Annotated in this window: 21 protein-coding genes and 1 pseudogene; 6 read left to right on the forward strand and 16 right to left on the reverse strand. The window is 61.0% G+C overall.

What is annotated here, in order from left to right; genetic code table 11:
- Positions 1 to 21 precede the first annotated feature (21 nt).
- Both T18_RS04480 and T18_RS04485 read left to right on the forward strand, forming a co-directional pair.
- Positions 22 to 921, forward strand: coding sequence for a uracil-DNA glycosylase (locus T18_RS04480; protein WP_003512166.1), 900 nt, complete (start codon positions 22 to 24; stop codon positions 919 to 921).
- A gap of 153 nt (positions 922 to 1,074) precedes the next feature.
- Entirely contained in the window at positions 1,075 to 1,266 is a 192-nt protein-coding gene (locus tag T18_RS04485; RefSeq protein ID WP_003497027.1) for a hypothetical protein, read from the forward strand.
- Between the two features lie 161 nt (positions 1,267 to 1,427).
- On the opposite strand, the gene T18_RS04490 is transcribed toward T18_RS04485, so the two are convergent.
- Positions 1,428 to 2,366 carry a DMT family transporter gene (locus T18_RS04490; protein ID WP_038490400.1) on the reverse strand — a complete coding sequence of 313 codons (939 nt, stop codon included), beginning with the start codon at positions 2,364 to 2,366 and terminating at the stop codon, positions 1,428 to 1,430.
- A 493-nt stretch (positions 2,367 to 2,859) separates the two neighbouring features.
- Between T18_RS04490 and pepN the strand changes: the two genes are divergently transcribed.
- From pepN to T18_RS04505, 3 genes are all read left to right on the forward strand, one after another.
- Positions 2,860 to 5,508, forward strand: coding sequence for an aminopeptidase N (pepN, locus tag T18_RS04495; RefSeq protein ID WP_038490398.1), 2,649 nt, complete (start codon positions 2,860 to 2,862; stop codon positions 5,506 to 5,508).
- A 143-nt stretch (positions 5,509 to 5,651) separates the two neighbouring features.
- Entirely contained in the window at positions 5,652 to 5,972 is a 321-nt protein-coding gene (locus tag T18_RS04500) for a carboxymuconolactone decarboxylase family protein (RefSeq protein WP_003512161.1), read from the forward strand.
- A 238-nt stretch (positions 5,973 to 6,210) separates the two neighbouring features.
- Entirely contained in the window at positions 6,211 to 8,547 is a 2,337-nt protein-coding gene (locus T18_RS04505) for a PAS domain-containing sensor histidine kinase (RefSeq protein ID WP_019564062.1), read from the forward strand.
- 62 nt (positions 8,548 to 8,609) lie between these two features.
- Here the strand turns inward: T18_RS04505 and T18_RS04510 are convergent, their stop codons facing one another.
- Positions 8,610 to 11,579 (reverse strand): bifunctional [glutamine synthetase] adenylyltransferase/[glutamine synthetase]-adenylyl-L-tyrosine phosphorylase, encoded by a 2,970-nt coding sequence (locus T18_RS04510; RefSeq protein WP_038490397.1) that lies wholly within the window; start codon positions 11,577 to 11,579, stop codon positions 8,610 to 8,612.
- A 323-nt stretch (positions 11,580 to 11,902) separates the two neighbouring features.
- On the opposite strand from T18_RS04510, the gene T18_RS04515 reads away from it, so the two are divergent.
- Entirely contained in the window at positions 11,903 to 12,766 is an 864-nt protein-coding gene (locus tag T18_RS04515; protein ID WP_025592866.1) for a MipA/OmpV family protein, read from the forward strand.
- Positions 12,767 to 12,879: 113 nt separating this feature from the next.
- Here the strand turns inward: T18_RS04515 and T18_RS04520 are convergent, their stop codons facing one another.
- The 14 genes and pseudogenes from T18_RS04520 to T18_RS27530 all read right to left on the reverse strand — a co-directional run.
- Positions 12,880 to 13,305 (reverse strand): thiol-disulfide oxidoreductase DCC family protein, encoded by a 426-nt coding sequence (locus tag T18_RS04520; protein ID WP_038490396.1) that lies wholly within the window; start codon positions 13,303 to 13,305, stop codon positions 12,880 to 12,882.
- A 191-nt stretch (positions 13,306 to 13,496) separates the two neighbouring features.
- On the reverse strand, positions 13,497 to 14,906 hold the full coding sequence (locus T18_RS04525) for a sensor histidine kinase (RefSeq protein ID WP_034501730.1): 1,410 nt from the start codon (positions 14,904 to 14,906) through the stop codon (positions 13,497 to 13,499).
- A gap of 9 nt (positions 14,907 to 14,915) precedes the next feature.
- On the reverse strand, positions 14,916 to 15,674 hold the full coding sequence (locus T18_RS04530; protein ID WP_013635754.1) for a response regulator transcription factor: 759 nt from the start codon (positions 15,672 to 15,674) through the stop codon (positions 14,916 to 14,918).
- A gap of 270 nt (positions 15,675 to 15,944) precedes the next feature.
- Positions 15,945 to 17,498 carry a Do family serine endopeptidase gene (locus T18_RS04535; RefSeq protein WP_003512147.1) on the reverse strand — a complete coding sequence of 518 codons (1,554 nt, stop codon included), beginning with the start codon at positions 17,496 to 17,498 and terminating at the stop codon, positions 15,945 to 15,947.
- A 156-nt stretch (positions 17,499 to 17,654) separates the two neighbouring features.
- Positions 17,655 to 18,119 carry a cytochrome c-type biogenesis protein CcmH gene (locus T18_RS04540; protein WP_025592862.1) on the reverse strand — a complete coding sequence of 155 codons (465 nt, stop codon included), beginning with the start codon at positions 18,117 to 18,119 and terminating at the stop codon, positions 17,655 to 17,657.
- On the reverse strand, positions 18,116 to 20,110 hold the full coding sequence (locus tag T18_RS04545; protein WP_003512142.1) for a heme lyase CcmF/NrfE family subunit: 1,995 nt from the start codon (positions 20,108 to 20,110) through the stop codon (positions 18,116 to 18,118). The genes T18_RS04540 and T18_RS04545 overlap by 4 nt, the downstream gene beginning before the upstream one ends.
- Entirely contained in the window at positions 20,107 to 20,619 is a 513-nt protein-coding gene (ccmE, locus tag T18_RS04550; protein ID WP_003512141.1) for a cytochrome c maturation protein CcmE, read from the reverse strand. Before ccmE ends, T18_RS04545 begins: the two co-directional genes overlap by 4 nt.
- Complete coding sequence (ccmI, locus tag T18_RS04555; RefSeq protein ID WP_038490392.1) at positions 20,616 to 21,770, reverse strand: c-type cytochrome biogenesis protein CcmI; 1,155 nt, start codon at positions 21,768 to 21,770, stop codon at positions 20,616 to 20,618. Before ccmI ends, ccmE begins: the two co-directional genes overlap by 4 nt.
- A 143-nt stretch (positions 21,771 to 21,913) precedes the next feature.
- A complete protein-coding gene (locus T18_RS04560) occupies positions 21,914 to 22,342 on the reverse strand; it encodes a membrane protein (RefSeq protein WP_025592860.1) in 429 nt (142 codons plus the stop codon).
- A 107-nt stretch (positions 22,343 to 22,449) separates the two neighbouring features.
- Positions 22,450 to 23,850 carry a sensor histidine kinase gene (locus T18_RS04565; protein WP_003512137.1) on the reverse strand — a complete coding sequence of 467 codons (1,401 nt, stop codon included), beginning with the start codon at positions 23,848 to 23,850 and terminating at the stop codon, positions 22,450 to 22,452.
- Positions 23,840 to 24,511 carry a response regulator transcription factor gene (locus tag T18_RS04570; protein WP_003512135.1) on the reverse strand — a complete coding sequence of 224 codons (672 nt, stop codon included), beginning with the start codon at positions 24,509 to 24,511 and terminating at the stop codon, positions 23,840 to 23,842. Before T18_RS04570 ends, T18_RS04565 begins: the two co-directional genes overlap by 11 nt.
- Positions 24,512 to 24,607: 96 nt before the next feature.
- A complete protein-coding gene (locus T18_RS04575) occupies positions 24,608 to 24,862 on the reverse strand; it encodes a hypothetical protein (RefSeq protein WP_003497070.1) in 255 nt (84 codons plus the stop codon).
- A 139-nt stretch (positions 24,863 to 25,001) separates the two neighbouring features.
- The gene (locus T18_RS04580; RefSeq protein ID WP_003512133.1) at positions 25,002 to 25,208 is read right to left on the reverse strand and encodes a hypothetical protein; all 207 of its coding nucleotides are present in this window, start codon (positions 25,206 to 25,208) and stop codon (positions 25,002 to 25,004) included.
- Positions 25,209 to 25,242: 34 nt separating this feature from the next.
- Positions 25,243 to 26,222: pseudogene (locus T18_RS27530) on the reverse strand (baseplate multidomain protein megatron); the annotation flags it as partial.

The following is a 26,222-nucleotide window of genomic DNA, read 5'->3' on the forward strand; positions in this document are numbered from 1 at the left end:
AACATGGGATAATTTCACCCCATGATCGCCGCTCACGACCTCTCCCCGGCCGAACTCGCCGCGCTTCTGCATTTCCATGCGGATGCGGGCGTGGACTGGTTGCTGGAAGACGGACCTGTTGACCGTTTCGCCGAATTTGCCGCCTCCCGCCCTGCCCGACCGGCAGCGCGTCAGGAAAGCTCTGCGCCCGCACACCAGATGGACAGCGGCACGGAGCGTCGTGCCGATGCTCCGCAGCGGCAGACGGCAGGTCGCAGCGCGCCGACGAGAGGCGCGCCGCCTGCTCCGGCACTTCAGCAGAATGTTGCCATGCCGGACGAACAGGCCGTGGCGGCTGCCCGTTTTGCGGCTGAAAGCGCAAGGTCGCTTTCCGAACTGAAAATCGCGCTTGAGGGTTTCAGCGGCTGCAACCTCAAGAACAGCGCCCGCAACACGGTATTTACCGAAGGCGACCCTGCTTGCGCCGTCATGGTCATCGGCCCGATGCCGGATGCGGATGACGACCGCGAGGGCCAGCTTTTTGCCGGCAAGACCGGGCTGCTGCTCGACCGTATGCTGGCCGCTATCGGCCTTGACCGCGCACGCATCATGCTCGGCAATGTCGTGCCCTGGCGTCCACCGGGCAACCGCCCGCCGACTCAGGCCGAAATGGATATCTGCCGCCCCTTCATCGAGCGCCAGATCGCACTTGCGGAGCCGAAACACCTGTTGCTTCTTGGCAACTTGACCGCACGTTTCTTTTTCGGCGGCACCGGAACGATCCATACGCTGCGCGGACAGTGGCGTGATGTCGCAGCTGGGCACCTGGTTTTACCGGCGCTGGCGAGCCTGCATCCGCAGGAACTTCTAAACGCACCTGCCAGTAAGTCATTGGCATGGCAGGATTTATTGGCGTTTCAGGCAAAAATCTCCGAAGGCTGATTGCCTGATTCTTACTCAGAGTAAACGAAGTATGAAAAAAGCCATGCGTATTACGCATAACAGCGGCGCGCTGACCCGGCTTGCCGAATCCATGCTGCACTGCGATAAGCCAGCCTGTGTCTTGGGAGGAATTCGGTTTAAGGAACCAAGGCAATGACCACTCGCTTCCGTCCGGTACATTCCGGCTTTGAAACGCTCCGACTGGCGGGCCTCGGCCCTCGCTCCAGTCAGGGTTACCATCGTTTCGGCGCTGCCGCTAACGAACAGATGACCGCACGTGCTGCCATGCAGCAGGTTCGCGTCACACGTCCTGCAGCTGTCTTTGCGGATTTCCGCGAGCGCTGAGAGCACTCAGGCCGGTGTAAAACCGGTCCATATCTTTGATTGCGCGCTGGCGTCTTTCTTCGGGAAGGCGCCTTTTGCATTTGCGGGACTAGGCGCCGACACGACAACGGCTCTGGCATCGACGATGCCGCATGTTTGCGACCTCGGCCAAATTTGGTGCGTCACCCCTGCGGCGTGGAGGCCTTGCGTGCCGCGCGTCTCGCCAGGCCCAGCTGGTGCTCGCGGAAAATGATGAAGATGCCGGCGAAAATCACGATTGCCGTGCCGATCAGCATGGTGAGCGTGGGAATGTCTCCGAACAGGATATAGGAGACCGCTATCCCGAAAACGATGGAGCTGTATTCGAAGGGCGCGATAGTGGAGACCTCCGCGTGGCGATAGCTCTCCGTCAGAAAGATCTGTGCAACGCCGCCACAAATGCCGCTGGTGATCAACAGCACGGCCTGCTTGGTATCCAGAGCGCTCCAGCCGAAGGGTACGCTGACGAGCGACAGCAAGGTGGCCGTGAGCGAGAAATAGAGAACGATGGTCGGCGTCTTTTCCGTTTCCACCAGTTGCCGCACCTGGATCATTGCGAGACCGCCAAGTGCTGCCCCGCAGAGCACGGCAATCGCGCCCAGCCCCTCGCCCGCAGCAAAACCGCCTTCGCGCAACAGGGTCATCTTCGGCCACAGGATAACCAGCACGCCCATCATGCCAACGAAAACCGCGCTCCAGCGGTAGATGCGCACCTTCTCGCGCAGGATGAAGGCGGCGAACACGACGGCCAGCAGCGGTGAGGCATAACCGATGGCGATGAATTCCGGCAACGGCAGCAGCGTCAGCCCGTAAAACCCGCAGGCCATGGAGAGAATGCCGAGAAACCCGCGCTTGAAATGGCCGAAGAGATTGTTGGTGTGCAGCGCGCTCGTCAGCGCATGCAGCCAGGCAAGATAAACGACGATGGGGATGATGGCGAAAGCGGAGCGGAAGAAAGTGATCTGACCGGCAGGCACATCGGGACCGGAGGCCTTGATACAAGTCTGCATCACCAGAAAAAAGCCAACCGAAATCAGCTTCAGGCTTATCCCCCGAAAGGGATTTGTCGGTTCGGCGTTCATCGGCAGTTACTCATATCGGCTGCGAAAACACGCCATCGGGAGATTGTTCATGCGGGGGAGGACGACGCGGAGGAATTGGATTTGCACAAGGCTAGAGCATTCCCGAAGCGCTTTACAACAAAAAATGTTATTTACCCATGAATTCCGTTGATCTAGTGAGGCGCAGGATTGCTTTCCCCGGCTTGGGGCCTCCTCACCCCCATTGTTCAGGCCTTCAGCCCTGATGGCGACGTGAGAATCAGACCAAAAGCGACACGCGCTAAAATTTGAAGAAAATAAAATACAATTTCAGCAATCGTTCAACATTTGCTGGCATGGTCCGCAGGTCCGGCAGCGACAGAATCGTCTGCAGGGCCGGCAAAGCCTTCCATGGCAGGACAGAACGTCCTCCCGATGCGCACATGATTGTGACGAATACTCTACCTATTTTACATCCGGGCCTTATGACGACATGATGCCCGGAGGACAACGACAAAGTTATTCAGGAACAGTCATGCGAACAGACACGGGCCAGATCGTTCACCTGGCAGATTACCGCCCCACCGATTTCGTTCTGGAGCGGGTGGATCTCACCTTCGAACTCGACCCCAAGAATACCAAGGTCGAAGCCCGTCTGATCTTTCATCGCCGAGAGGGCGTCGATGTGTCAGCGCCGCTCGTTCTCGATGGCGACGAGTTGACGCTTTCGGGCCTGCTGCTCGACCAGGTGGACATTCCCGCAAGCCAATATGACGCGACGCCCGATAGCCTGACGATCCGCGATCTGCCTGCGGCGACGCCCTTCGAGATCTGTGTCACCAATTACATCAATCCGCAGGTCAATACGCAGCTGATGGGGCTTTACCGCACCAACGGCGTTTATTGCACCCAGTGCGAGGCGGAAGGTTTCCGCCGCATCACCTATTTCCCGGACCGGCCCGATGTTCTGGCACCCTATACGGTGACGATCATCGCCGCGAAGGAGGGCAATCCGCTGCTGTTGTCGAACGGCAACTTCCTCGGCGGCGGCAATTACGATGAAGGCCGCCACTTTGCAGCCTGGTTCGATCCGCACCCGAAACCCAGCTATCTCTTTGCGCTTGTCGCCGGCGATCTCGGCGTGGTGGAAGACACGTTCACCACCCTTTCCGGCCGCGAAGTGGCGCTGAAGATCTATGTCGAGCATGGCAAGGAGCCGCGCGCGGCCTATGCCATGGATGCGCTGAAGCGCTCGATGAAGTGGGATGAGGAACGCTTCGGCCGTGAATACGACCTCGATATCTTCATGATCGTCGCCGTGTCCGATTTCAACATGGGCGCGATGGAGAACAAGGGTCTCAACGTCTTCAACGACAAATTCGTGCTGGCCGACCCGGAAACTGCGTCCGATGCGGACTACGCCAATATCGAGCGCATCATCGCGCATGAATATTTCCACAACTGGACCGGCAACCGCATCACCTGCCGCGACTGGTTTCAGCTGTGCCTGAAAGAAGGCCTGACGGTCTATCGTGACCAGGAATTTTCCGCCGACATGCGCTCGCGCCCGGTCAAGCGCATCGCCGATGTGCGTCACCTGAAATCGGAGCAGTTTCCAGAGGATTCCGGTCCGCTGGCCCACCCGCCACGCCCCGATACCTATCGCGAAATCAACAACTTCTACACGACGACCGTTTATGAAAAGGGCGCCGAAGTCACCCGCATGATCGCCACGATCCTTGGCGAAGACGACTTCAAGAAAGGCATGGACCTTTATTTCGAACGTCATGACGGCGAAGCGGCGACTGTTGAGGATTTCGTCAAGAGTTTTGCCGATGCCAGCGGCCGCGACCTGTCGCAGTTTTCGCTATGGTACACCGAGGCCGGCACGCCGCTCGTCTCCGTTTCCTCCGCCTACGATGCCGCCAAGGCGACCTTCAGGCTGACGCTGGAACAGACCGTCGCACCAACGCCCGGCCAACCGGTGAAGCAACCGCGTCATATTCCGCTGTCGCTGGCGCTGATTCTCGACAATGGCCAGATCGCCGAGCCGCAGGCTGTTACGGGCGGCGAATACCGTGACGGCGTGCTGCATCTGACCGAACGCAACCAGACATTCTCCTTCTCCGGCATTTCATCGCGCCCAGTGCTGTCGCTCAACCGCAGCTTCTCGGCGCCGATCAACCTGCATTTCGAACAGAGTGCTGCCGATCTGGTGCAGGTCGCCCGGCACGAGACGGATATGTTTGCCCGTTTCCAGGCGCTTACCGATCTCGCTTTGCCGGCGCTGATTGCCGCCACCAGGGCCGTGCAGAACGGCCAAGAAGTACGCTCGGACGCCGACCTCATCGCAACGCTGATCGAAATCGTCGGCGATGCTTCGCTTGAACCCGCTTTCCGGGCACAGGCGCTGGCGCTGCCGAGCGAAACGGACATCGCTCGCGAACTGGGCGGCAATACCGACCCGGACGCCATCCACAAGGCACGCAACGCGACGATCAAGGCCATTGCCACGGCCGGTATCGAGACACTCCGCGGGCTCGCCGACAGCGACGGCAATGGTGAAGCCTACAGCCCCGATGCCGACAGCGCCGGACGGCGTTCGCTTCGCAACGGCGCTTTGAGCTTCCTTGCTTTTGCCGAGGGAACGCCTGACAGGGCGGCAAAGGCCTATGCCAGCGCCACCAACATGACCGATCTTGCGCATGCGCTTGGTGTACTGACCCAGCGTTTCCCCGACAGCACGGAGACAAAGGAGGCGCTTGCCGCCTTCGAAGCCCGCTTTGCCGACAATGCGCTGGTTCTCGACAAATGGTTCTCGCTGCAGGCCGCCATTCCCGGCGACGGCGCGCTGGAACGTATCAAGGCGCTGATGACGTCGAAACACTTCATCGCTTCCAATCCCAACCGGGTACGGTCGCTGGTGGGCACGCTCGCCTTCTCCAACCCGACCGGTTTCCACCGCGCCGATGGTGCCGCTTACCGGTTCCTCGCCGAGCAGATCATAGCCATCGACAAGCGTAACCCGCAGCTTGCCGCGCGCATTCTCACCTCCATGCGCTCCTGGCGGTCGCTGGAAGCAAGCCGCGCCGAACACGCCAAGGCAGCGCTTTCGACGATCGCAGAAGCAAAAGGTCTTTCAACGGATGTCAGCGATATCGTCGGGCGTATTCTGAAAGGATAATACCCGGCGAACATTCGCCAACTCCCCTATTCCGGACAATGCCTGTGCGCCGTCTTGATTTCCGTCAAGGCGGCGCAACGCATTGCGCGACACAATCGTCAGCGACAGGCCGGAACGCGGCCGCAAGCGGAAAGGGATTTCAAATGACGGATATTTCCAACACCAGCAATTCGTTCCAGCGTTTCATCACCGAGGCCCCGGCCCATCAGGCGGTCTGGCTTCAGGCCGTGCAGGGGCTGGGTGCGGCGTCCACGCTGGATGCCAAGACGCAATGCCTGGTCTATATCGGCATTCTTGCCGCACTGCGGCTTGAAGGCGGTGTGGCATTTCATGTGCTGGAAGCCAAAGCGCATGGCGCAAGCCGTGACGATATCATCAGCGCGGTGCTGACCGGGCTTCCTGCCGCCGGAAACGGCGTTCTCGGCGCACTTGGACCTGCTCTTGAAGCTTTCGACAAGGCTTGAGAACCACCGGCCGGAACACACCGGAACGTCCCAGACGGGCTATCCGGGTGTCGGTTTTTCCAATGCCTGGCGCCGCTGTGCAGACCGTAACGCGCTGTCCCGAAAAAATACGGAGTCGGTTCAAGGGGTTAAAATTCTTTTAACTTTTGCCTCTGGACACGGCGAATCGCATTTGATTCACTATGCATATTCGAGCGGCGGCGCTTCGAATCAGTGGGGATATCTTGAAGGCGGGACAATGACGAACGTGCGGCGGGCGACTGCGGGCGATGAGCGGCCGTATGCCAAATTTTCTGATCTTGCGGCCTGGGGCGAAAGGCTTTCCAGCGACCTGATGGGTTTGATGAACGGCTCCGACCGCCCGATGCCGCAGGTCGAGACCCTGCTGAAGCGCCTCATTCCCATTCTCATTCTTGCATTTCTCGTCGTCATCGCGGCGTCACGCATGCTGGGCATTGTTGCCGAATATAGCCGCATGGAAGAGGCAGCCCGCCACTCTACCGCACTGACGGCGCTGACGGCAAAAGCAGCCCTTATCAACAACGGTATTGTCTTTGCCTCGCAAGAGCGCACCCGCGCAGAGGCGAGCCTTGCCGCAGCGCTGCCTTCGGGCAGCCTTGCTGATGGCACCATGGTGCTTCTGTCGGGCAGCAACGGCCGGATTTTCGCCGGCGCCGGCAAGGGCGCCACGCTTTATATTGGCACCTCCCTGCCGGCTTTGCTTCCCGAAATCGCCATTGTTCAGCGTTTTCCCGGCGCGCCCGGCACCATCGAAACCAATATCGACAACCAGCCGCATTATGCGACGATGATCCCCTTCGGCGACGATGGCGGCATGGTCATCGCGGCGCGCTCGCTTGAGCCGATCCGTTCTTTCTGGCGCAGCGAAATCGCCATGAACGTGACGCTGTTTGCCGGAATCTCCTCGATCCTTCTCGTCGTGCTCTACGCCTATTACATGCAGGTCAAACGCGCCCGCGACGCTGACGACATCTTCGCTGAATCGAACCTGCGGGTGGAGACGGCGCTGTCACGTGGCCGCTGCGGCCTGTGGGACTTCGATCTTTCCACGCGGCGCATGTTCTGGTCCGGCTCGCTCTACGAAATCCTCGGCAGACCGCCGAAGGCCGCACCGCTGTCCTTTTCCGATGCGGCGCGCATGATGCATTCCGAAGATGGAAACCTCTACGAGCTTGCCCGTGCTGTCGGCTGCGGTGATCTGCGCCAGATCGACCAGATCTTCCGCATGCGCCACGCGAAAGGCCACTATGTCTGGCTGCGCGCCCGCGCCCAGGTCATCCGCACCAATAACGGCCCGCGCGTCATCGGCATCGCCATGGACGTGACCGAGCAGCACCGCCTTGCGCAACGTTATGCCGAGGCAGACCAGCGCCTTGCAGACGCAATCGAATCCACCTCGGAAGCCTTCGTGCTATGGGACAAGAATGACCGTCTCGTCATGTGCAACACCCATTACCAGAAGGCTTACGGCCTGCCGGACAGCGTTCTGGTAGCGGGCACCGAAAAGAGCGCCGTGCAGGCGGCTGCGGCACGCCCGGTTGTGGAGCGGCGCGTTGCGGACCCCGATCAGTCTGGCCTTTCGCGCATGACGGAAGTGCAGCTTGCCGATGATCGCTGGCTACAGATCAATGAACGCCGCACCCGTGACGGCGGCCTCGTCTCCGTCGGCACCGACATTACGCTTCTGAAGCGCCATCAGGAGCGCCTGCGTGACTCCGAACGCCGGCTGATGGCCACCATCGGCGATCTTTCCGCCTCGCAGCATAAGCTGGAGCGGCAGAAGACGGAGCTTTCAGACGCCAACGCCAATTATCTCGCCGAAAAAGAGCGCGCCCAGGCGGCAAACCTCGCAAAGTCCGAATTCCTCGCCAATATGAGCCATGAACTGCGCACGCCGCTCAACGCCATTCTCGGCTTTTCCGACATTCTGCAAAACGAGATGTTCGGGCCGGTTGGTTCGCCGAAATATTCCGAATATGCCCGGGATATCCACGATAGCGGCAAGCACCTCCTAAATGTCATCAACGACATTCTCGATATGTCCAAGATCGAAGCCGGCCATATGCGGATCAACCGCGAGACGATCGATCTCGCGCCGCTTATCGAGGAAACCCTGCGGCTGACCGCCATCCAGGCGGAACAGAAGAACATCACCGTGCAGCAGAAGGTCTGCGCCGGGCTGACGATGCAGGGCGACCGCCGCGCCATGAAGCAGATCATGCTCAACCTTCTGTCCAATGCCGTGAAGTTCACCGGCAATGGCGGCCGCGTAGCGCTGCGCACCCATGTGCATCAGGCCGCCATGATCCTCACCATCGCCGATACCGGCATCGGCATTCCCGCCGAGGCGCTCGACAAGATTGGCCAGCCCTTTGAGCAGGTGCAGAGCCAATACGCCAAAAGCCAGGGCGGCTCAGGCCTCGGGCTCGCCATCTCGCGCTCGCTCGTCAGGCTGCATGGCGGCACGATGAAAATCCGCTCCTGCGAAGGCAGGGGCACGGTGGTAACGATTATCATCCCGCATGCGGCAGGGTGCTGTGGCACGGTGCATTGAGGAATATCGGGCTGTGCCCCTTGCGTTGCAGTAAGTGAAGGCAGAACGCGCGATACCCACCATCACCCGCCATTCTTCACCGTTGCCACAAACGCCTTCCTGACAACCTTCGCCAGCCGCTTCACCTCGCCCTCCAGCGTGGAAATATCCGGGCAATCCCCGGCCCGGCAAACCAGATCGATAAGACCGGCAGGCGCTTCCTTCGGATTGAAAGCACCGTCGATGCACAGCCGCACGATCTGCGATATCTCGGTGTAAAGCGCAGTCGCCGCCATGCAGTCGTCGAAGGATTGCTGCTCCATCACCGGGGCGGCCAGCACCTGCAATGCCTCTGCCGTGTTACGACCCGGTTCGTGCGGCTGGAGACCCTTGGCGGGACCGACCAAAGCCAGATATTGGGCGATGAATTCGAGGTCGATCAGCCCACCATTGATGAGCTTGAAATCCCAGATGTTTTCCGGCGGCTTTTCCTGTTCAATGAGACTTCGCATTTCCAGCACATCGGCTGAGACTTTCGCCACATCGCGCTTCTGGGACAGTACCGAGGCGATGATGCCGCGCGCATCTTCCATCAGCGAGGCTTCGCCACAGATCAGGCGAGCGCGGGAAAGCGCCATATGTTCCCAGGTCCAGGCTTCCTCGCGCTGGTATTTCTCAAAAGCGGAAATGCGCGTCGCCACCGGCCCCTTGTTGCCGGAGGGGCGAAGCCGCATGTCCACCTCGTAAAGCACGCCCTCGGCTGTGGGTGCCGATAGTGCGGCAATCAGCCTTTGGGTGACGCGAGTGAAGTAACGCACCACATCGAGCGGTTTTGCGCCGATCGATTCATGGGCGGCATCGTCGTAATCGTAGAGGAGAATGAGGTCGACATCCGAACCCGCGGTCAGCTCGAAGGAGCCTAGCTTGCCCATGCCCATCACGGCCACGCGCCCGCCCGGATATGGCCCATGTGCCGTCTGCATCTCCGAGAGAACGGCATTCAGGGCCGCTTCAATAACCAGATCGGCAAGATGGGTGAAGGCGCGGGCGGCGATCTCGCCACGGATCGCGCCTGTCAACAGCCGCACGCCGATGAGAAAGCGCTGCTCGGCGGCGAAAATACGGAGCCGGTCGAGAATATCCTCGTAGTGGCGGGCATTGGAAAGGAAATTGCCCATGCGCTGGGCAAGATATTCGCGCGTCGGCACGTCACTCATCAGCGCCGGGTCGAGCATGCCGTCAAAAACATGCGGGCGGGCGGCGATGATTTCGGCAAGGCGCGGGGCCGACGACATGATCGTTACCAGCAGCGACAGCAGCGCCTGATTGTTGCCCAGCAGCGAGAAGAGCTGGATGCCCGCCGGTAGCCCGGAGAGGAAATTATCAAAGCGCAGCAGCGCCTCATCCGCCCGCTTGCTTTCGCCAAAGGCGCGCAGCAGATCCGGCGTCAGCTCCGTCAGCCGCTCGCGCGCCTCGACCGATTGCGTTGCCCGGTACCGGCCATTGTGCCAGGTGCGGATGACGCGGGAAATATCCTCCGGCCGCTGAAAACCAAGTGCTGAGAGGGTTTTCAGCGTATCTGGATCGTCCTTCTGGCCCGTGAAGACCAGATTGCCTGCCTCACCGGAGAGTTTCGTCTCCTGTTCAAACAGCGCCGAATAACGGCGCTCCACCAGCCGCAGCACCTTTTCCAGCTTCTCGGAAAACGCCTTGGTATCTTCAAAACCGAGCATGAAGGCAATGCGCTTCAGTTCGGTTTCGGTGTCGGGCAGCACGTGGGTCTGCTCATCGCGCACCATCTGAATGCGGTGTTCCACTTCGCGCAGGAACCAGTAGGCGTCCGTCAGGCTATCGCGCGTTTCGGCATCGATCCATTTCGCTTCGGTGAGCGCCGCAAGCGCCTCCTGCGTCGCGCGGACCCTGAGCGCCGGCATACGGCCGCCGGCAATCAGTTGCTGCGTCTGCGCGAAGAACTCGATCTCGCGGATGCCGCCGCGTCCGAGCTTGACGTTATGGCCCTTAACCGCAATCGCGCCATGGCCCTTATGCGCATGGATCTGCCGCTTGATGGAGTGAATATCGGCAATCGCCGCGTAATCTAGATATTTGCGGAAGATGAAAGGCGTCAGTTCGCGCAGGAAATTGTCACCAGCCTTCAGATCTCCGGCCACCGGCCGCGCCTTGATATAGGCGGCGCGTTCCCAGTTTTGGCCCCTGCCCTCGTAATAAAGCAGCGCCGCTTCCACGGGAATGGCGAGCGGCGTCGAGCCGGGGTCTGGCCGGAGCCTGAGATCAGTGCGGAAGACGTAACCGTCTGCCGTGCGTTCCTGCATGATACGCACGAGGCGGCGCATCATGCGGCCAAAATTCTCCGTCGCAGAATAGGGATCATCGATAATGCCGGCAGAGGGTTCAAAGAACACCACTGCGTCGATGTCCGAGGAATAGTTCAGTTCGCGCGCGCCGAGCTTGCCCATGCCAAGCACGATCAGGCCGGAACCTTCGCTTGGCGCGGCCACGTTCTTCAGTTTGAGCTTGCCGGTCTCATGGCCGACAAGCAGCAGGTGGTCGATGGCGGCCGACAGCGAAGCATCCGCCATGTCGCTTAGCCAGCGCGTGGTATCGCGGGCAGTGAAGATGCGCGCCAGATCGGCAAGCGCGGCGACAAAGGAAAGCCGACGCTTGGCGATCCTCAAGCGCGACATCACCTCGTTTTCGACGGGCACGCCGCCCTCTTGCCCCGGCTTCCAGCAATCGCGCGCTTCACGGACGAGATCGGCCAGTAGTGGCTCCAGCGGCTTCGAAATCGCGAGCGTCAGCAGCCCCTCATCCGCCGCGGCCATGTCGCGCAGATAGGGCGACAGCGTGAAAGCCGCAGCGATGAAGTCCTTCAGCGGGCTTTCGGCGGCAAGAAGCGCGGCCACAGCTGGCTCGCCCTTGGCGATATCCTTCAGCGTGGAGAGAACGGATTTCAGTTCCGTCTGCGTATAGGGGCGGATAACTCCCGGCAGAACCTCGCTCAGCCGCCTTTCAGCGGTTTCCCGTTTCGTCACTGTCTCTCTCCCTCTCCCGAGCGACCCATCCTTGCGCTTCGACCGTGCCTGATTCTCAGGAAGGATCGCTCCCCGCAAAATCGTCCTGCCGCCACTCATTGTCGAAGCTTCCGGGCGCATACACTCCGCGTTGTAACAAATGCGTGGCGCTTTGCGATCAGGAAAACCGTTTTTGCCGATCTTTTCCGAGGTCCGGCCTGCGGAAGCGCCATTTCAGTCGTGGCCGGCAATCTCGCGTAATGTCTCCGCAATTATGCCCACGTAGCGTCCTGCTCAACGAAACCCGACTCCCAGGTTTTGCAACGCTTGATGCTGCAACGGATATGATCATGAAACAGATTTTTACAGTGAAATGGCAAAAGAACCTGCGTGCAATGGCGTTGTGCCTGACCGCGCTGCCCCTGGCGCAGGGCATCTGCACGCCCGTCCTCGCTGCCGATCTCGGCAAATCGGACAGGTTCGCCGAACCGCAGGGCAATTTCGACAATGCCCGCTACAGCAGTTCCAGTGAGTGGAAAATCACACTTGGCGTGGGTGCTGCCTACGCTCCCAAATATGAGGGCTCGGACAAGCTGGAAGCAGGCGCGGTTCCCCTGGTTTCCGTTGAGTATGGAGATACGCTGAGCATCGATTTCAGTGGCGTCACCGTCAACCTGCTGAACAGCAACGGCTTCAGACTGGGCGTGAAGGGCGGCTGGGAAGCCGGGCGCAAGGAAAAGGACGACAAGAAAAATCTTCGCGGAATGGGTGACATCAAGGCGGGCGGCGTGGTCGGCGGTGTTATCGCTTATGGCATCGATCCCTTCGAGGTCTATGCGAAGGTGGACAAGACCATCAGCGGCAGCGAAGGGTTGACCGCAACCGTCGGCGCCAGCGTTTCGCACAAAGTCGACCAGTTCATCCTTGGCGCGGACCTCTCCGCCACCTGGGCGGACGACAAGCACATGAAATCCTATTTCGGCGTCACCTCGGCCCAATCCGCCCGTTCCGGCCTGCGCCGCTATGACGCCAAGGCAGGCTTCAAGCGCATCGACGCCAGCGCCTCCCTCACTTATCTTATGACCGAGAACTGGTCGATCACCGGCGCCGGCGGTGTTGGCTTCCTGCTGGGCGATGCCAAGGACAGCCCGCTCTCCAAGAAGGACATCCAGCCCTTCGCAATGATTGGCGTGGCTTATACGTTCTGACCCGATGGCGACGTGGCGTTGCGGGGATGCGTAACCATCTCCGCAACGCCTTCACGTGTCTGTCCCGCCGCCTGAAATTGTCGCCTGCCCTGGGCGGAGGATCGTCGCTAAGTTCAGAGAATCCTGTCCATGTATTCCGGCGGCGCCACCCAGCATTGCGCGCGTTTTCCGAACCAACGGTAGCGATTGCGGGCGACAAAACGATAGACGGGATCGCGCAGAAATGCGGGAATTATGCGCAACATGCCAAGCAGCCGCCAGGGCATGCCAAGCGCCTCATAGATCGCAAGAACGCCGTCGCTATCCTGTCGCACCCTGTCGCCATCGACGACGAGCAGGCTGACCGGATTTTTGGGGTCCATTCCGTGCCGCCGGTAGATTTCCGTGCCGACGGCTCCCTGCATGGAGGCCAGCCGGAAATATCCGGCCTTGTCATGCCGCAGTACGAATTGCGCATTCACCGAACACAACACACATTCGGCATCGAACAGAATGATCGGTCCATGGTGGTCGCCGACCAAGGGGGCCATGTTTGCCATCGATCATAAGTCCTTTTGCCGATCGCGATGCGATCCCCTAATAAAGTGCAGCTGTAGAACCTTATAAGATATTCTTCCGATCATCTTTCAATTCAATCTCGAGAGACGATTATTTCTCGGAGGTGAACGAATTTCCGCACAAATAGCGGTGACCAGCCGGTGCTGGTGTCAGCGGCGTTGGACAGCGCGGCTTACTGGGTCGAAACGGGAAAGATCATCGAGACGGTCAAGCCCGGGCAGACGGAATTTGTAGTGTCGGTGTCCGACAGCGCGAGCGATCCGCCGTGCAATTCCATCACGGCCTCCACCAGCGACAGGCCTAGCCCCGTGCCGGGTTTGGAGCGACTTTCGTCCAGCCGCACGAAACGTTTCAGCACCTCGCCGCGCTTGTCGGCGGGGATGCCGGGGCCGTTATCGGAGACGGACAGCACGATGGCGTCCGGTTCGCTCACCAGACGCACGATGAGTTTTTTGTCGCCCTCGCATTCGCAGGCATATTTCATGGCGTTGTCGATGAGGTTTGAAAGCGCCTGGCCGATCAGCTCACGGTTGCCCTGCACCGAAAGACCGGGTTCGATCTCGGCCTCAAGCGTAAGTCCCGCGTCCTCGGCCACCGGTTCGTAAAGTTCGGCGCTGTCGGCGGCGATTGCCGACATGTCCACATCGGTCATTTCGGCGGCGATGGAGCCTGCCTCGACGCGGGAAATCATCAACAATGCGTTGAAGGTGCGGATCAACTGGTCGGATTCGGCGATGATGCCTTCGAGTGCCGCGCGCCGTTTCGTTTCGTCGTCGTCATCCAAGGCGGCGGCTGCCTTGTTGCGCAGCCGCGTCAGCGGTGTCTTGAGGTCGTGGGCGATGTTGTCGGACACCTGCCGCAAGCCCTCGTTCAGCTTTTCGATACGGCCGAGCATGGCGTTGAGCGATCCGGACAGCCGGTCGAACTCGTCGCCGGAGCGGCCCTGCGGCAGGCGCTGCGAAAGATCGCCGGCCATGATCTTCTTGGTCGCTGCCGACATGCGGTCGATGCGTTTCAAGGCATTGCGGCCGATGCCGAACCAGATGAGCAGCGCACCGGCGCTCATGATGGCAAGCGCCACCATCAGCGCATTGCGCACCAGCGCCCGGAATTTGGTGGGCTCGCCGAGATCGCGGCCGATCAGGATGCGCAGGCCGTTGTCCAGCATGAAGACATTGGCGGTCGCCATATGCTGCACGCTGTCGCCGCTTTCGGAATAACGTTCGTAGCGGAAGGGGAAACCCGTCCAGCCCTCCTTGTCAAACACGCCGGGCTGCACGGAAGCGACATTGCCTGCAAGGATTTCGCCATTGGGGCCGGCGATGATGTAAAGGCTCGCCCCCGGCTGGCGGGCACGGCGCTCCATCATCCGCAACAGTGGGTTGATGCCGCCGCGATTGTAGATGCGCTGCACATCCGACACTTCCTGCAGCACCGCGTCACGCGTCTGCTGGTTCAGCAGCCGTTCGGAAAGGGCGGTGACATAAAAGACCAGAAAGGCGGCGCAAAGCGCAAACAGCAGGATATAGAGCGCAGAAAGGCGCACCGCTGTTGACCGGAACAATATTCTGAGGCGGACCATTTTCGCCAATCAGCCCTCGTCCTTCATCATGTAACCCGCGCCGCGAATGGTCTTCAGCAGCGGCTTTTCGAAGTCTTTTTCGATCTTCGAACGAAGGCGGGACACATGCACATCGATGACATTGGTCTGCGGGTCGAAATGATAATCCCAGACGTTTTCCAGAAGCATGGTGCGGGTCACCACCTGGCCGGCATTCTTCATGAGATATTCCAGCAGGCGGAACTCACGCGGCTGCAACAGAATTTCCTTGCCGCCGCGACGGACATCGTGGGAAAGCCGGTCAAGTTCGAGATCGCCAACACGGTAGACCATGTCCTGTTCGGGTTTGCCCTTGCGGCGGCCCAGCACTTCGATGCGTGCGAGAAGTTCGGAAAAGGCATAGGGTTTGGGCAGATAATCATCGCCGCCGGCACGCAGGCCGGTCACGCGGTCGTCCACCTGCCCAAGCGCCGAAAGAATGAGAACCGGCGTCTCGATGCCGCGCCGGCGCAGCTCGCTGATGACGGAAAGTCCGTCGCGGCGCGGCAACATGCGGTCGATCACCATCACGTCATAGGAATTCTCGCAGCCCATGAACAGGCCGCTTTCACCATCGCTCGCGTGGTCGGCGACGATACCGACTTCCCGGAACGCCTTGGTCATATAGGCCGCAGCCTCGAGATCGTCTTCAATAACAAGAATCTTCATGTGCGGGACAATAGCGCCCTCGCCCTTTTCCGCACAACCGGAAACAGATGCGACAGACATTTCCTGAACCTTGTTTTCCATGAGATTTCCTCCTCGGTGCTGACTGGACCGGCTTTGTGGGTCCTTGTCTTCTCCCCGGCGGGGGGAAGGTGGCCCGAAGGGTCGGATGAGGGGGCAAGGGCGCGGTCTATCGCTGGCCTTGCCCTTGATCCCGCTGCCACGACCTTCTCCTCCCTAGCGGAGAAGAAACAAGCGGCACGCGCGTTCCACATGCTCTGTCCCGCCCTCAAGGGGAGACACAGTCCCGAGCGACGCTGGCTCGAAGAAGAACCGGCGTCGCATCTCAGATTATCAACCCTGGTCGATATCCAGTGCGATGAAGCGGCTGCCGCTGTCCGTCTGGATCTGGAACAGCGCCTTGGAGCGTCCGTCCTTCTTCGCCTGCTCGAGAACCTTCTCGATATCGGCGGCAGAAGCCACCTGCTGGTTGTTGACGGAGGTGATCTTCTCACCCGTCTTCAGGCCACGGGCAGCGGCGTCGCTGTCCGGATCGACATCAGTGATGGCAAGGCCGTTGCCGTCGTCAGCGGGCGCAACCGTCAGGCCGAGGCTCGACAGCACCTTTGCGCTGGAAGGCTTGCTGCCACTGTCGTTTTCCTGGCCCGGCGTTGCCTTGGAGGCATCGTCGCTTGCGAGATCGCCAAGCGTCACGGTGACCGACTGCGACTTGCCGCCGCGCCAGAGCGAGATTTCAACCTTGCTGTTTGGCGTCATGCTGCCGATGCGGCGCGACAGATCGCGGGCATCCTTGACCGGGTCGCCATTGACGGCGGTGATGATGTCACCCTGCTTGATGCCAGCCTTGTCGCCCGGCGAACCGGACTGCGGCGAGACGACGAGCGCGCCCTTCGCTTCGGCAAGACCAAGCGACTCGGCAATGTCCTTGCTGACGGGCTGGATCTGCACGCCGAGCCAGCCGCGTTCGACCTTGCCGTCCTTTTGCAGGTCGGCGATCACGTCCTTGGCAACGGACGACGGGATGGCGAAAGCAATACCGACATTGCCGCCGGAGGGCGAGAAGATCGCGGTGTTGATGCCAACGACTTCACCGTTGAGATTGAAGGCGGGACCACCGGAGTTGCCGCGGTTCACGGCGGCGTCGATCTGCAGGTAATCGTCATAGGGGCCGGAGCCGATATCGCGGCCACGGGCAGAAACGATGCCCGAGGTTACCGTGCCGCCGAGGCCGAAGGGGTTACCGACGGCTACGACCCAGTCACCGACGCGAATCTTGCTATCGTCGGCAAACTGCACATAGGTGAACTTGCGGTTCACATCGACCTTCAGCAGCGCCAGATCGGTACGCGGATCACGGCCAACGAGCTTGGCTTCGAGTTCGGTGCCGTCATTCATCACCACCGTGTAGGCGGAGCCGTCATCGACAACGTGGTTGTTGGTGACGACATAACCGTCTTCGGAGATGAAGAAGCCGGATCCTTGAGCGACGGGGCGCAGCGGACCCTTGCCGTCACGGTGACGGTTCGGACCACGGTCGGGACGGTCCTGGTTGGGACCGCCGAATTCCTTGAAGAAGCGCTTCAGGGGATGGTCGTCCGGCAGCTGGTCGAGACCACGGCCGCCGAAATTGAAGGAAAAGTTGCTGGAATCATCGGAAGCGGGCTGCACGTTCGACTGGACGCGAACGGAGACGACGGCGGGCGAAACCGCCTCGACCACATTGGCGAAGCTCGGAACCTGCGGCGCAGTCACCTCGACCGGAGCGGCAAAGGAATGAACGATCGGTGCGGCGATGCCTGTGGAAAGCATCAGCGCGGCAAGACCGCCAACGGTCGTTGCCTTCAGAACCGTCTTCAGCGAGGAGCGTCCGTTTTGCGAGTGAGACATGGTGTACCTTCTTTCTTCATTCAGACTGGAACCCGTTTGACCGGGGGAGAAGCGGTGGATGATGAAGATATAGGAGGCGACACCTTACAGCGAAGTGTCTGACGAATGAAAAAACCGTAATGTTGAAAAAGAAGCGAGGACGGATATGAAAATCAGTTATTTTTCAATGAGATTACGAATTCTCTCTTCTTCGTCCGCGCTCAGTTTTTCCGGCCGCTCCTGGGTGGCGCGCCGACGCGAAAAAACGAGGATGGCGAATATTCCCGCAAGCGCCAGAACGATGGGCGCGCCCCACAAAAGTGCGGTGCGCAGGCTGAAACGCGGTTTCAGCAGCACGAATTCGCCATAACGAGACACGACGTAGTCGACTACAGCCTGATCGCTATCGCCTGCCACCAGCCTGTCCCGCACCAGAACGCGCAGATCCCGTGCCAGTTCGGCATTGCTGTCATCGATCGACTGGTTCTGACAGACCATGCAGCGCAGTTGAGACGTGAGATTGCGGGCGCGCTGTTCCAGTGCGGGGTCTTTCAGCACCTCGTCCGGGTTGAAGGCGAAGGCCGGCCATGACGTAAACATGAGAACGAGAAGGAGCGTGAGCCCCGCCACAACCTCCCTCATTCCGCCGCCTCCGGCATCGCGGCCGTTTTTGCCGGCTTCGCCTTGCGGCTCGGTGCGCCCACCCTCAACCGCCTGTCGGAGAGCGATATCAAACCGCCGGCCATCATGAACAGCGTGCCGCCCCAGATGCACAGGATGAAGGGTTTCCACCAGATGCGCACTACCATGCCGCCATCCGCCATCGGGTCACCGAGCGAGACGTAGAGCTGGCTGAGGCCGAAGGTCAAAATGCCCGCTTCCGTGGTCGGCATTCGCCGTGCGGTGTAGAGCCGCTTGGAGGACCAGACGTCGGCCACTTCCACACCCGCCTTGCGTATGGTGAAATGGCCGCGATCCTCGGTGAAATTAGGGCCAACGGCATGGCGGATGCCATCGAAGGTGAGACTGTAGCCGCCCGCCTTCGCCTCCATGCCCTGCTTCATTTCAAGAACGGTTTCGGTCTCGAAGGTGGTGACGGTGACGATGCCAAGCACGGTGATGCCAAGCCCCATATGGGCAAGTGCGGCGCCGAAGGCCGAACGCGGCAGGCCCTTGAGGCGCCGAAAAGCGATGCCGAAGGCCAGTTTGCCGAAATTGGCCCGATACCAGAGATCGGCAAGCGCCCCGAAGATCAGCCAGAAACCGGCTGCGATGCCAAGTGCGGCGAGTACCGGGCCGCCGTTCTCCACGTACCAGAGCGTCAGCCCGGCAAGGGCTGCAATGGCGGCCGCCACATAAAGCCGCTGGAAAGCGCCGAGAAGATCGCCGCGCTTCCAGGCGAGCATCGGCCCGAATGGCGTGACGATCAGGACCGGGATCATCAGGAGGCCAAAGGTGAGGTTGAAGAACGGCGCGCCGACCGAGATTTTTTCGCCTGTCAGCGTTTCGAGAATGAGCGGATAGAGCGTGCCGATTAGTACCGTTGCGGTCGAGACCGTCAGGATCAGATTGTTGAGGACCAGCGCCCCTTCGCGTGAGATCGGCGCGAACAATCCACCCACCTTCAGCGAGGGCGCCCGCCATGCGAACAGCGCGAAAGCTCCGCCGATGAAAACGGTAAGGATGCCGAGAATAAAGATGCCGCGGCTCGGATCGGTGGCGAAGGCGTGCACGGAGGTCAAGACGCCGGAGCGCACGAGGAAGGTGCCGAGCAGCGACAGCGAAAAGGTCATGATCGCCAGAAGCACGGTCCAGATTTTCAGCGCTTCGCGTTTTTCCATGACGAGTGCCGAATGCAGCAGTGCGGTGCCCGCAAGCCATGGCATGAAGGAGGCGTTTTCAACAGGATCCCAGAACCACCAGCCGCCCCAGCCGAGTTCGTAATAGGCCCAGTAAGATCCCATGGAGATACCTGCCGTCAGGAAGGTCCATGCGGCGAGCGTCCACGGCCTTACCCAGCGCGCCCAGGCCGCATCGATCCGGCCCTCCAGAAGTGCAGCGACGGCGAAGGAAAAACAGACGGAAAAGCCGACATAACCGAGATAAAGCAGCGGCGGGTGTATGGCGAGGCCGAAGTCCTGAAGGATAGGGTTCAGGTCCTGCCCTTCGGCCGGCACCCGCTCCAGACGCATGAACGGATTGGAGGTGAGCAGGATGAACAGCAGGAACGCGACGGAAATCCAGGCCTGCACGGACAGCACATTGGCTTTCAGCGTTTCCGGCAGGTTGCGACCGAAGACGGCAACGAGCGCGCTGAAAAACACCAGGATCAGCAGCCACAACAGCATGGAGCCCTCATGGTTGCCCCAGACGCCGGTCAACTTGTAGAGCATCGGCATCAGCGAATGGGAGTTTTCCCAGACGTTGCGCACGGAGAAATCCGAAACCGCATAGGCCCGCGTCAGCGCCGCAAAGGACAAGGCCACGAGCAGGAACATCACGACGGAGCCGAGCGAGGCGATATCCATCAGCGCACGGTCGTTGCGGCGCGCGCCGATCACCGGCAGCGTCGAGACGATCAGCCCCACGGCGAGTGCCAGAACCAGAACGTAGTGGCCGATCTCATTGATCATTTTATCGCTCCGGTCTTGTCGGCTGAAGCTCCCGCAGGAGAAGGCGCTGCGCCGGAAGGTTGCCCGCCCTCTCCGGTGTTCTGCCACAGGCCCTTGTCTTTCAGCCGGTCGGCCACTTCCTTCGGCATGTAGTTTTCGTCATGCTTGGCCAGAACGCTGTCGGCAACAAAGCCATGGGTCGCGGCATCGAAAACGCCTTCCGTCACCACGCCCTGCCCCTCGCGGAAAAGATCGGGCAGAATGCCGGTATAGCTGACGGGCACGTTTGCTTCACCGTCAGTCACTGTGAAGCTCACCGTGCGGCCCTCCCCGCGCTTGACGGAGCCTTCCGCCACCAGCCCACCAAGGCGGATGCGGGTGCCGGGATTGACCGGCGTCTTCTCCAGATCGGCCGGCATGTAGAAATAGGCTATGGACTGGCCGAAGGCGAACATGACGAGCAGCACGGCCGCGACGATGAAGCTCATGCCGCCGCCGATGATTGCGAGCCGTTTCTGTTTGCGGGTCATTGCGTCACTCCCTGCGGCATCGCGCGCCCTTGCCCGTCCATGCGAACGGGTCCGGCGGAAACTCCCAATTCCTTCGCCAGCGCCAGAAGCTGCTTACCCTCTTCGCCCTCAGGCGGGAAAACCTGCAAACCGGCTCTCAGTGCCTCGCCCGCCTTCGCTGCATTGTTCAAGACGGAATAGGCGCGCACGAGGCGCATCCAGCCTTCGAAATCACCGGGATTTTCCTTGAGCTTGGCGTCGAGGCTCGCCACCATGCCCTCGATCATCGCCTGCCGGTCGGCGGGCGTCATGTCTTTCGCCGCCGCCACGTCGCCTGCGGTCGGGCCGGGCGCTGCCTCGCCGCCGGTTCTGGCGATATGTTCCCGCACCAGCGGCAACCATGGCGCACCGGCTGGTGCATCCGCCGCCAGTGCTGCAAAGGCCGCACGCGCCTCCTGCGCCTTGCCCGCCTGCTCCAGCGACAGCGCCAGATAAAAGCGGGCGCGTGGATTGCCGGGTTTCAGCCGCTCGGCTTCGGCAAAGGCCTCACGCGCAGCCTCGATGACGATGCCGTCATTGCTCGCCACCAGTGTTTCGCCAAGTCCCGTCAGCCGTTCTGTGCTCGGCCCTTGCAGACGAAGCGCGTTGCGATAGGCAAGCTCGGCATCGCCAAGCCGCATCGTCTTGAAATAGATCGGCGCCAGGATATCCCAGCCTGCACCGTCGTCGGGGTTTTCGGCCAGGTGCCGCTCGGCACGGGCGACCAGAAGGTTCATGTCGTTACCGGGTTGCTCCAGACGTGCCTCGAGCGGCATGTCCGGCACTTCCGGACTTCCCTTCCAGATGTAAAGACAGAGGCCAAGTGCAGGCAGCAAAACGGTAATCAGGGTTACGGCGAGATTGTGCCGCAGCGGCCGGGCGCTGCTTTCAGCGTCTTGACGGGTATCGGCTGCGGCAAGCAGCCGGCGGCCGATTTCGGCGCGGGCATATTCCGCCTCCGTCTCGCCGATCAGGCCAGCGGCACGCTCGCGGTCCAGTTCGGCAAGCTGGTCGCGATAGACTGCAACCTCGCCGTCGCGGCGCGTGTGCGACACCTCGGTCTTCCGCATCAGCGGGTACATCAGGACGATGGCGACAGCCGCCGTCAATATCGCAACGACAATCCAGAACATAAGGCTCAATTACTCGAATGCACGGCACATGGAAACATGAAGCGCGGAGATGACGCGAATTTGAGACATCACGCCGCACCGCCCGGCGTCCAGCTGCACCGCTATAGCCCTTCCTGTCACTCGGAAAGGTCCATGACCTTGATTTACGTCAAAGGAGACCAGCTGCCATCGGCATTGCGGCAGGCCGCACCGCGAACCCGGGTTTCCTTTTCATCGACAGTCAGCGTGTGGGAATATTGCCGGCAATTCTGGTTGCCCACCTGATAGGGCGCATTGGCAACCACCTGGCCGCTGGCATCGTCGCCGGTCCATGTCACCGGCGTACCGACCGGGGCGGTTTCCAGTGCGCGATATTCGGCCTCGAGCGCTTTGGTGCGGTCGCCCTTTTCGAGCTGCAGACCGCTTCGTCCGACAATGCCGCCCTGCATGTTGGCAAGGAACGGCGTTGAAGGTTGTGCCGAACCGCCGAACAGGCTGCCACCGGCCGAGCGGGTGCCCGTGGTGGTGCAGGCGCTCAGCATCGATACGCACAGGATCGAGAGAAGTGCCGGGCGTGACACCAGCGAACGCATCGTCACGGAGCGGCAGCCATCATACACGTCAACCAAACCCTGTCCTCTTTTCCTTACCGCACCGCGCGTTATATATCGGCATTGAATTTCTTGCCTTTTTTCTTGCCTCACGCAAGCTCTTTCGAGAGGCCAGGCAAAATCAGATCGGCTTTCAGGCCACCTATCCCGCTGCGCGAGAGGGAAAAGTGGCCATGGTACTCAGACACCACTTCGGAAACGATCGACAATCCGAGGCCGGTGCCCGGACGGCTTTCGTCCAGCCGCCTGCCGCGCTTCATCGCTTCGCTTATCTGCCCGGGCTCCAGCCCCGGCCCGTCATCCTCCACGATCAACTCCACCCATGAGCGCCGGCCCATTTCGGGGTCGGAGGACGGGTGAGTGCCGGTCGCAAGCGTGACGACGACTTTGGTCTGTGCAAAACGCGCGGCATTCTCGAGAAGATTGCCGACGATCTCCTCCAGATCCTGCTGTTCCATGCCCAGCACCGCGCCCGGATGCTCGAAATTCAGCTCGAACTGCTTGTCGGGGTTGAGGCGGCGCATGACGCGCACCAGCCGTTCCAGCGCCGGCTCCGCTTCCACGCGCGCAAGAATCGAGCCGCGCTGGGCGGCAATGCGGGCGCGCGAAAGATAGGATTGCACCTGCGCCTGCATGGCGTCAGCCTGCGCGCGCACCAGATCGCCATGCTGCGGCTCCAGCGTGCGGGCCTCGTTCAGAAGCACGGCAATCGGCGTTTTCAGCGAATGTGCGAGATTGCCGACCTGCATGCGGGCGCGCTCGACGATGCGCCGGTTGCTGTCGATCAGCGCATTGACTTCGTTCGCCAATGGCTGGATTTCGCGCGGGAATTCGCCTTCGAGGCTTTCCGCCTCCCCGCCCCTGATCTTTCCGAGCGCCAGACGGGCCTGATCGAGCGGCCGCAAACTGTAGAGAATCGCAAGGCCATTGACGACCAGACTGCCGACACCGAAGACGGCGAGCGCCAGATAAAGGCTGTTGGAGAAATTGCGCACATCGTCTTCAACGACATTCAGGTTGCCGGAAACGCGGAAACGCGCCGCGCGGCCCTCACCATCCAGCACGACTTCCGTTTCCGCCACCCGCACCTTGTTGCCCGCCTCGTCGGTCACGGCATAAAAACGCTCGTATCTGTTATCGAAGGGAGCATCGATAATGCTCGGCACCGGCAAGGACGCGACGCCGAGCGAAGAGGAGACCAGCGGTGCCGTCTGAAAATTGCCGAGCGGCTCCACCACCCAGTACCAGCCGGTATCGGGCTGCGAGAACCGGAGATCGCCGAGCTGCGGGCTGCCGGCCAGCGTATTCTCGTTCGAAATCGTCACGGAATTAATGACGTTATAAAGCTGCGCCCGCAGAAGATCGGTGAAGCTCCGCTCTACGCCCTGCCGGTAGAGCGTCGAGATCACGACGGCAATGACCACCAGCGCCAGCGCCGACCAGGCGGAGGCGAGAAGAAGAACGCGGGCGGTAAGAGAGCTACTTCGCATCTGCCGGCGCTTGCATCCGGTAACCGAGGCCACGGATGGTCTCGATCAGATCAACCCCGAGCTTCTTGCGCAAACGTCCGACAAACACCTCGATCGTGTTGGAATCCCTGTCGAAATCCTGATCGTACATATGTTCGACCAGCTCCGTGCGCGAGACGACCTCGCCCATGTGATGCATGAGATAGGAAAGCAGGCGGAACTCATGCGAGGTGAGCTTCAGCGTCACGCCGTTGACCGTTGCCTTGGAGGATTTGGTATCGAGCTTGACCGGTCCGCAGACGAGTTCGGAGGAAGCGTGGCCAGCGGCGCGGCGGATGAGCGCACGCACGCGGGCAAGAACTTCTTCGACATGGAAGGGCTTGGTCACGTAATCGTCGGCACCGGCATCGATACCCGCCACCTTGTCGCTCCAGCGGTCACGGGCGGTGAGAATGAGGACCGGCATGGCCTTGCCCGCCGCGCGCCATTTCTCGACGACGGTGATGCCGTCCATCTGCGGCAGGCCGATATCGAGAACGATAGCGTCATAGGGTTCGGTATCGCCGAGATAATGGCCTTCCTCGCCGTCAAATGCCTGATCGACAACATAACCGGCTTCTTTCAGCGCGTCGGTCAGCTGACGATTGAGATTGGCATCGTCCTCAACCACGAGAATACGCATTATCCGCCCTTTCCTTACGTCCCGGCCCGCGCGCGCGTCGCCGGTCATGCTAACTGTGTCGGATTGTTTTCCAATATTTCGGCGATGCGGGCAAGGCTACATCGGCACGCGCATCGTTACCTTGCGCGGGCGCTCGCCATTACCCTGGACGAGAACGGTAACTACACAGGACTGACCGTCACCGGAGGGATAGACCGAAAGAAGCTGGCCACCGGTTTCGCGCACCACGCGGGCAACGGCCGCGCCGCAATCGCTTGCAGCCAGAATGTAATGGCCCTGCAAATCAGCCTCGGGCGCCGTGAAACCGGAAAGCCCGGCTGCAAGCGTCGCGATGATGAGAGGTGATGCCATTGCACAAATCTTCCAAAAAAATCGGCTGCGTCTCGAACCGTATTGTGACCGAATATGTAGCGCAAAGCGTCTGAATGGCAAATGAATGCCGCCCCCGACGCCACGACGCACGGCGGGGACGGTATGGGCGCTAGTGGCGTCAGCGGATGGCACGGGTTGCCGAAAGGCGGCCGTAAAGTGCGACGAGGCCGCCAATTCCGCCCGCAACGGTCACCAGTCCCTCCGCCAGCTCGCCGTGCAGGCCGGCGGGAAGATCAAGACCAGCGACGCTGAAAAGCGGTGCGAAAACCGCAACCAGGGCGCCCCAGATCGTGCGCGATTGATACCATGCCTTGGTACTCTCCATAATCTCGTCCTTTGCGTTGTTTTTCAGGTGGTTGTCAGAGTGGGAGAACGGCGTGCGCCGCCACTCCCAGAGGCACCGCACGGCCGAGCTGACGGACACGCACGGAAATGTGATCCCGCAAGGTCGGGAAATCTGTGAGTTCGCCCGCTTTGGGGTACAGCCAGAAGGGTTCGGAGACCTCTGCCGTGCGTCGAACGGCCTCGCGATCCAGCACCTCCACGCGGTAACGCTCGAACGGCTCTTCCAGCGGTATCTCGCTCGCGTCCCAGCCATCGGCTTCCATCCGGCCTCGGCGCACCCAGCGCAGCAAAATGCCGTCCCTGCGCCGCTCGGCCGCAAGATGCACCGGCGCAAGCGGCGTTTCAGCCCGCAAGCCACCCTCGAAGACAAAAGGACCGGCGGGGGCGCCCGCCATTCCCGCAGCCTCGACGATCCAGTTCAGCCGCCGTCCGCGTTCGGTCGCGGCAAGACCGAGCGGCTGCACCGCCGCGTCCAGCACCACAAGAGGGGCGCCCACCGGCGCGCCAATGGCCAACGCATCTTCAGTGCCGCCAAGCCCACGCAACAAAGCGGAAAGCCGCCAGCGCGCGGGCGCAATTTCCTCTGCGCGCGCGAAAGCGATGATCTCCCAAACACCGTTTGCGGCCCTCACCGCCATGCGGTTCTCGCCGTTCAGCACCGAAAGCTCCGTGGCCGAGGAAAGCTCGCCGGATGGCAGATCGATCAGGATGGTGTTTTGCCGGTCGAAACGGCCGGAGGGGCCTGATGTCAGCGGCATGGCCAACGTGCCGATCATCGCGGGCCGGTCAAGCACGGCGCGCTGCCGGTAGCCTTCCGTGCCTGCGGAGGACGAAACGACGATTGGCCGCCATGGCCGTGCAAAAACGGCAATCCGCGCCGAATTTTCAGACGCCGTGCCGTCATGGCGCGGCAGATCGAGAAACAGCACCTCCGGGGCAAAGCCTTCCGCGCCCTTTGCCCCGCCAACACGACGCTCATCCACAGCGCCCAAAA

The organism is Rhizobium sp. TBD182, from assembly GCF_001950375.1.
Taxonomy (GTDB): Bacteria; Pseudomonadota; Alphaproteobacteria; order Rhizobiales; family Rhizobiaceae; genus Agrobacterium; species Agrobacterium tumefaciens.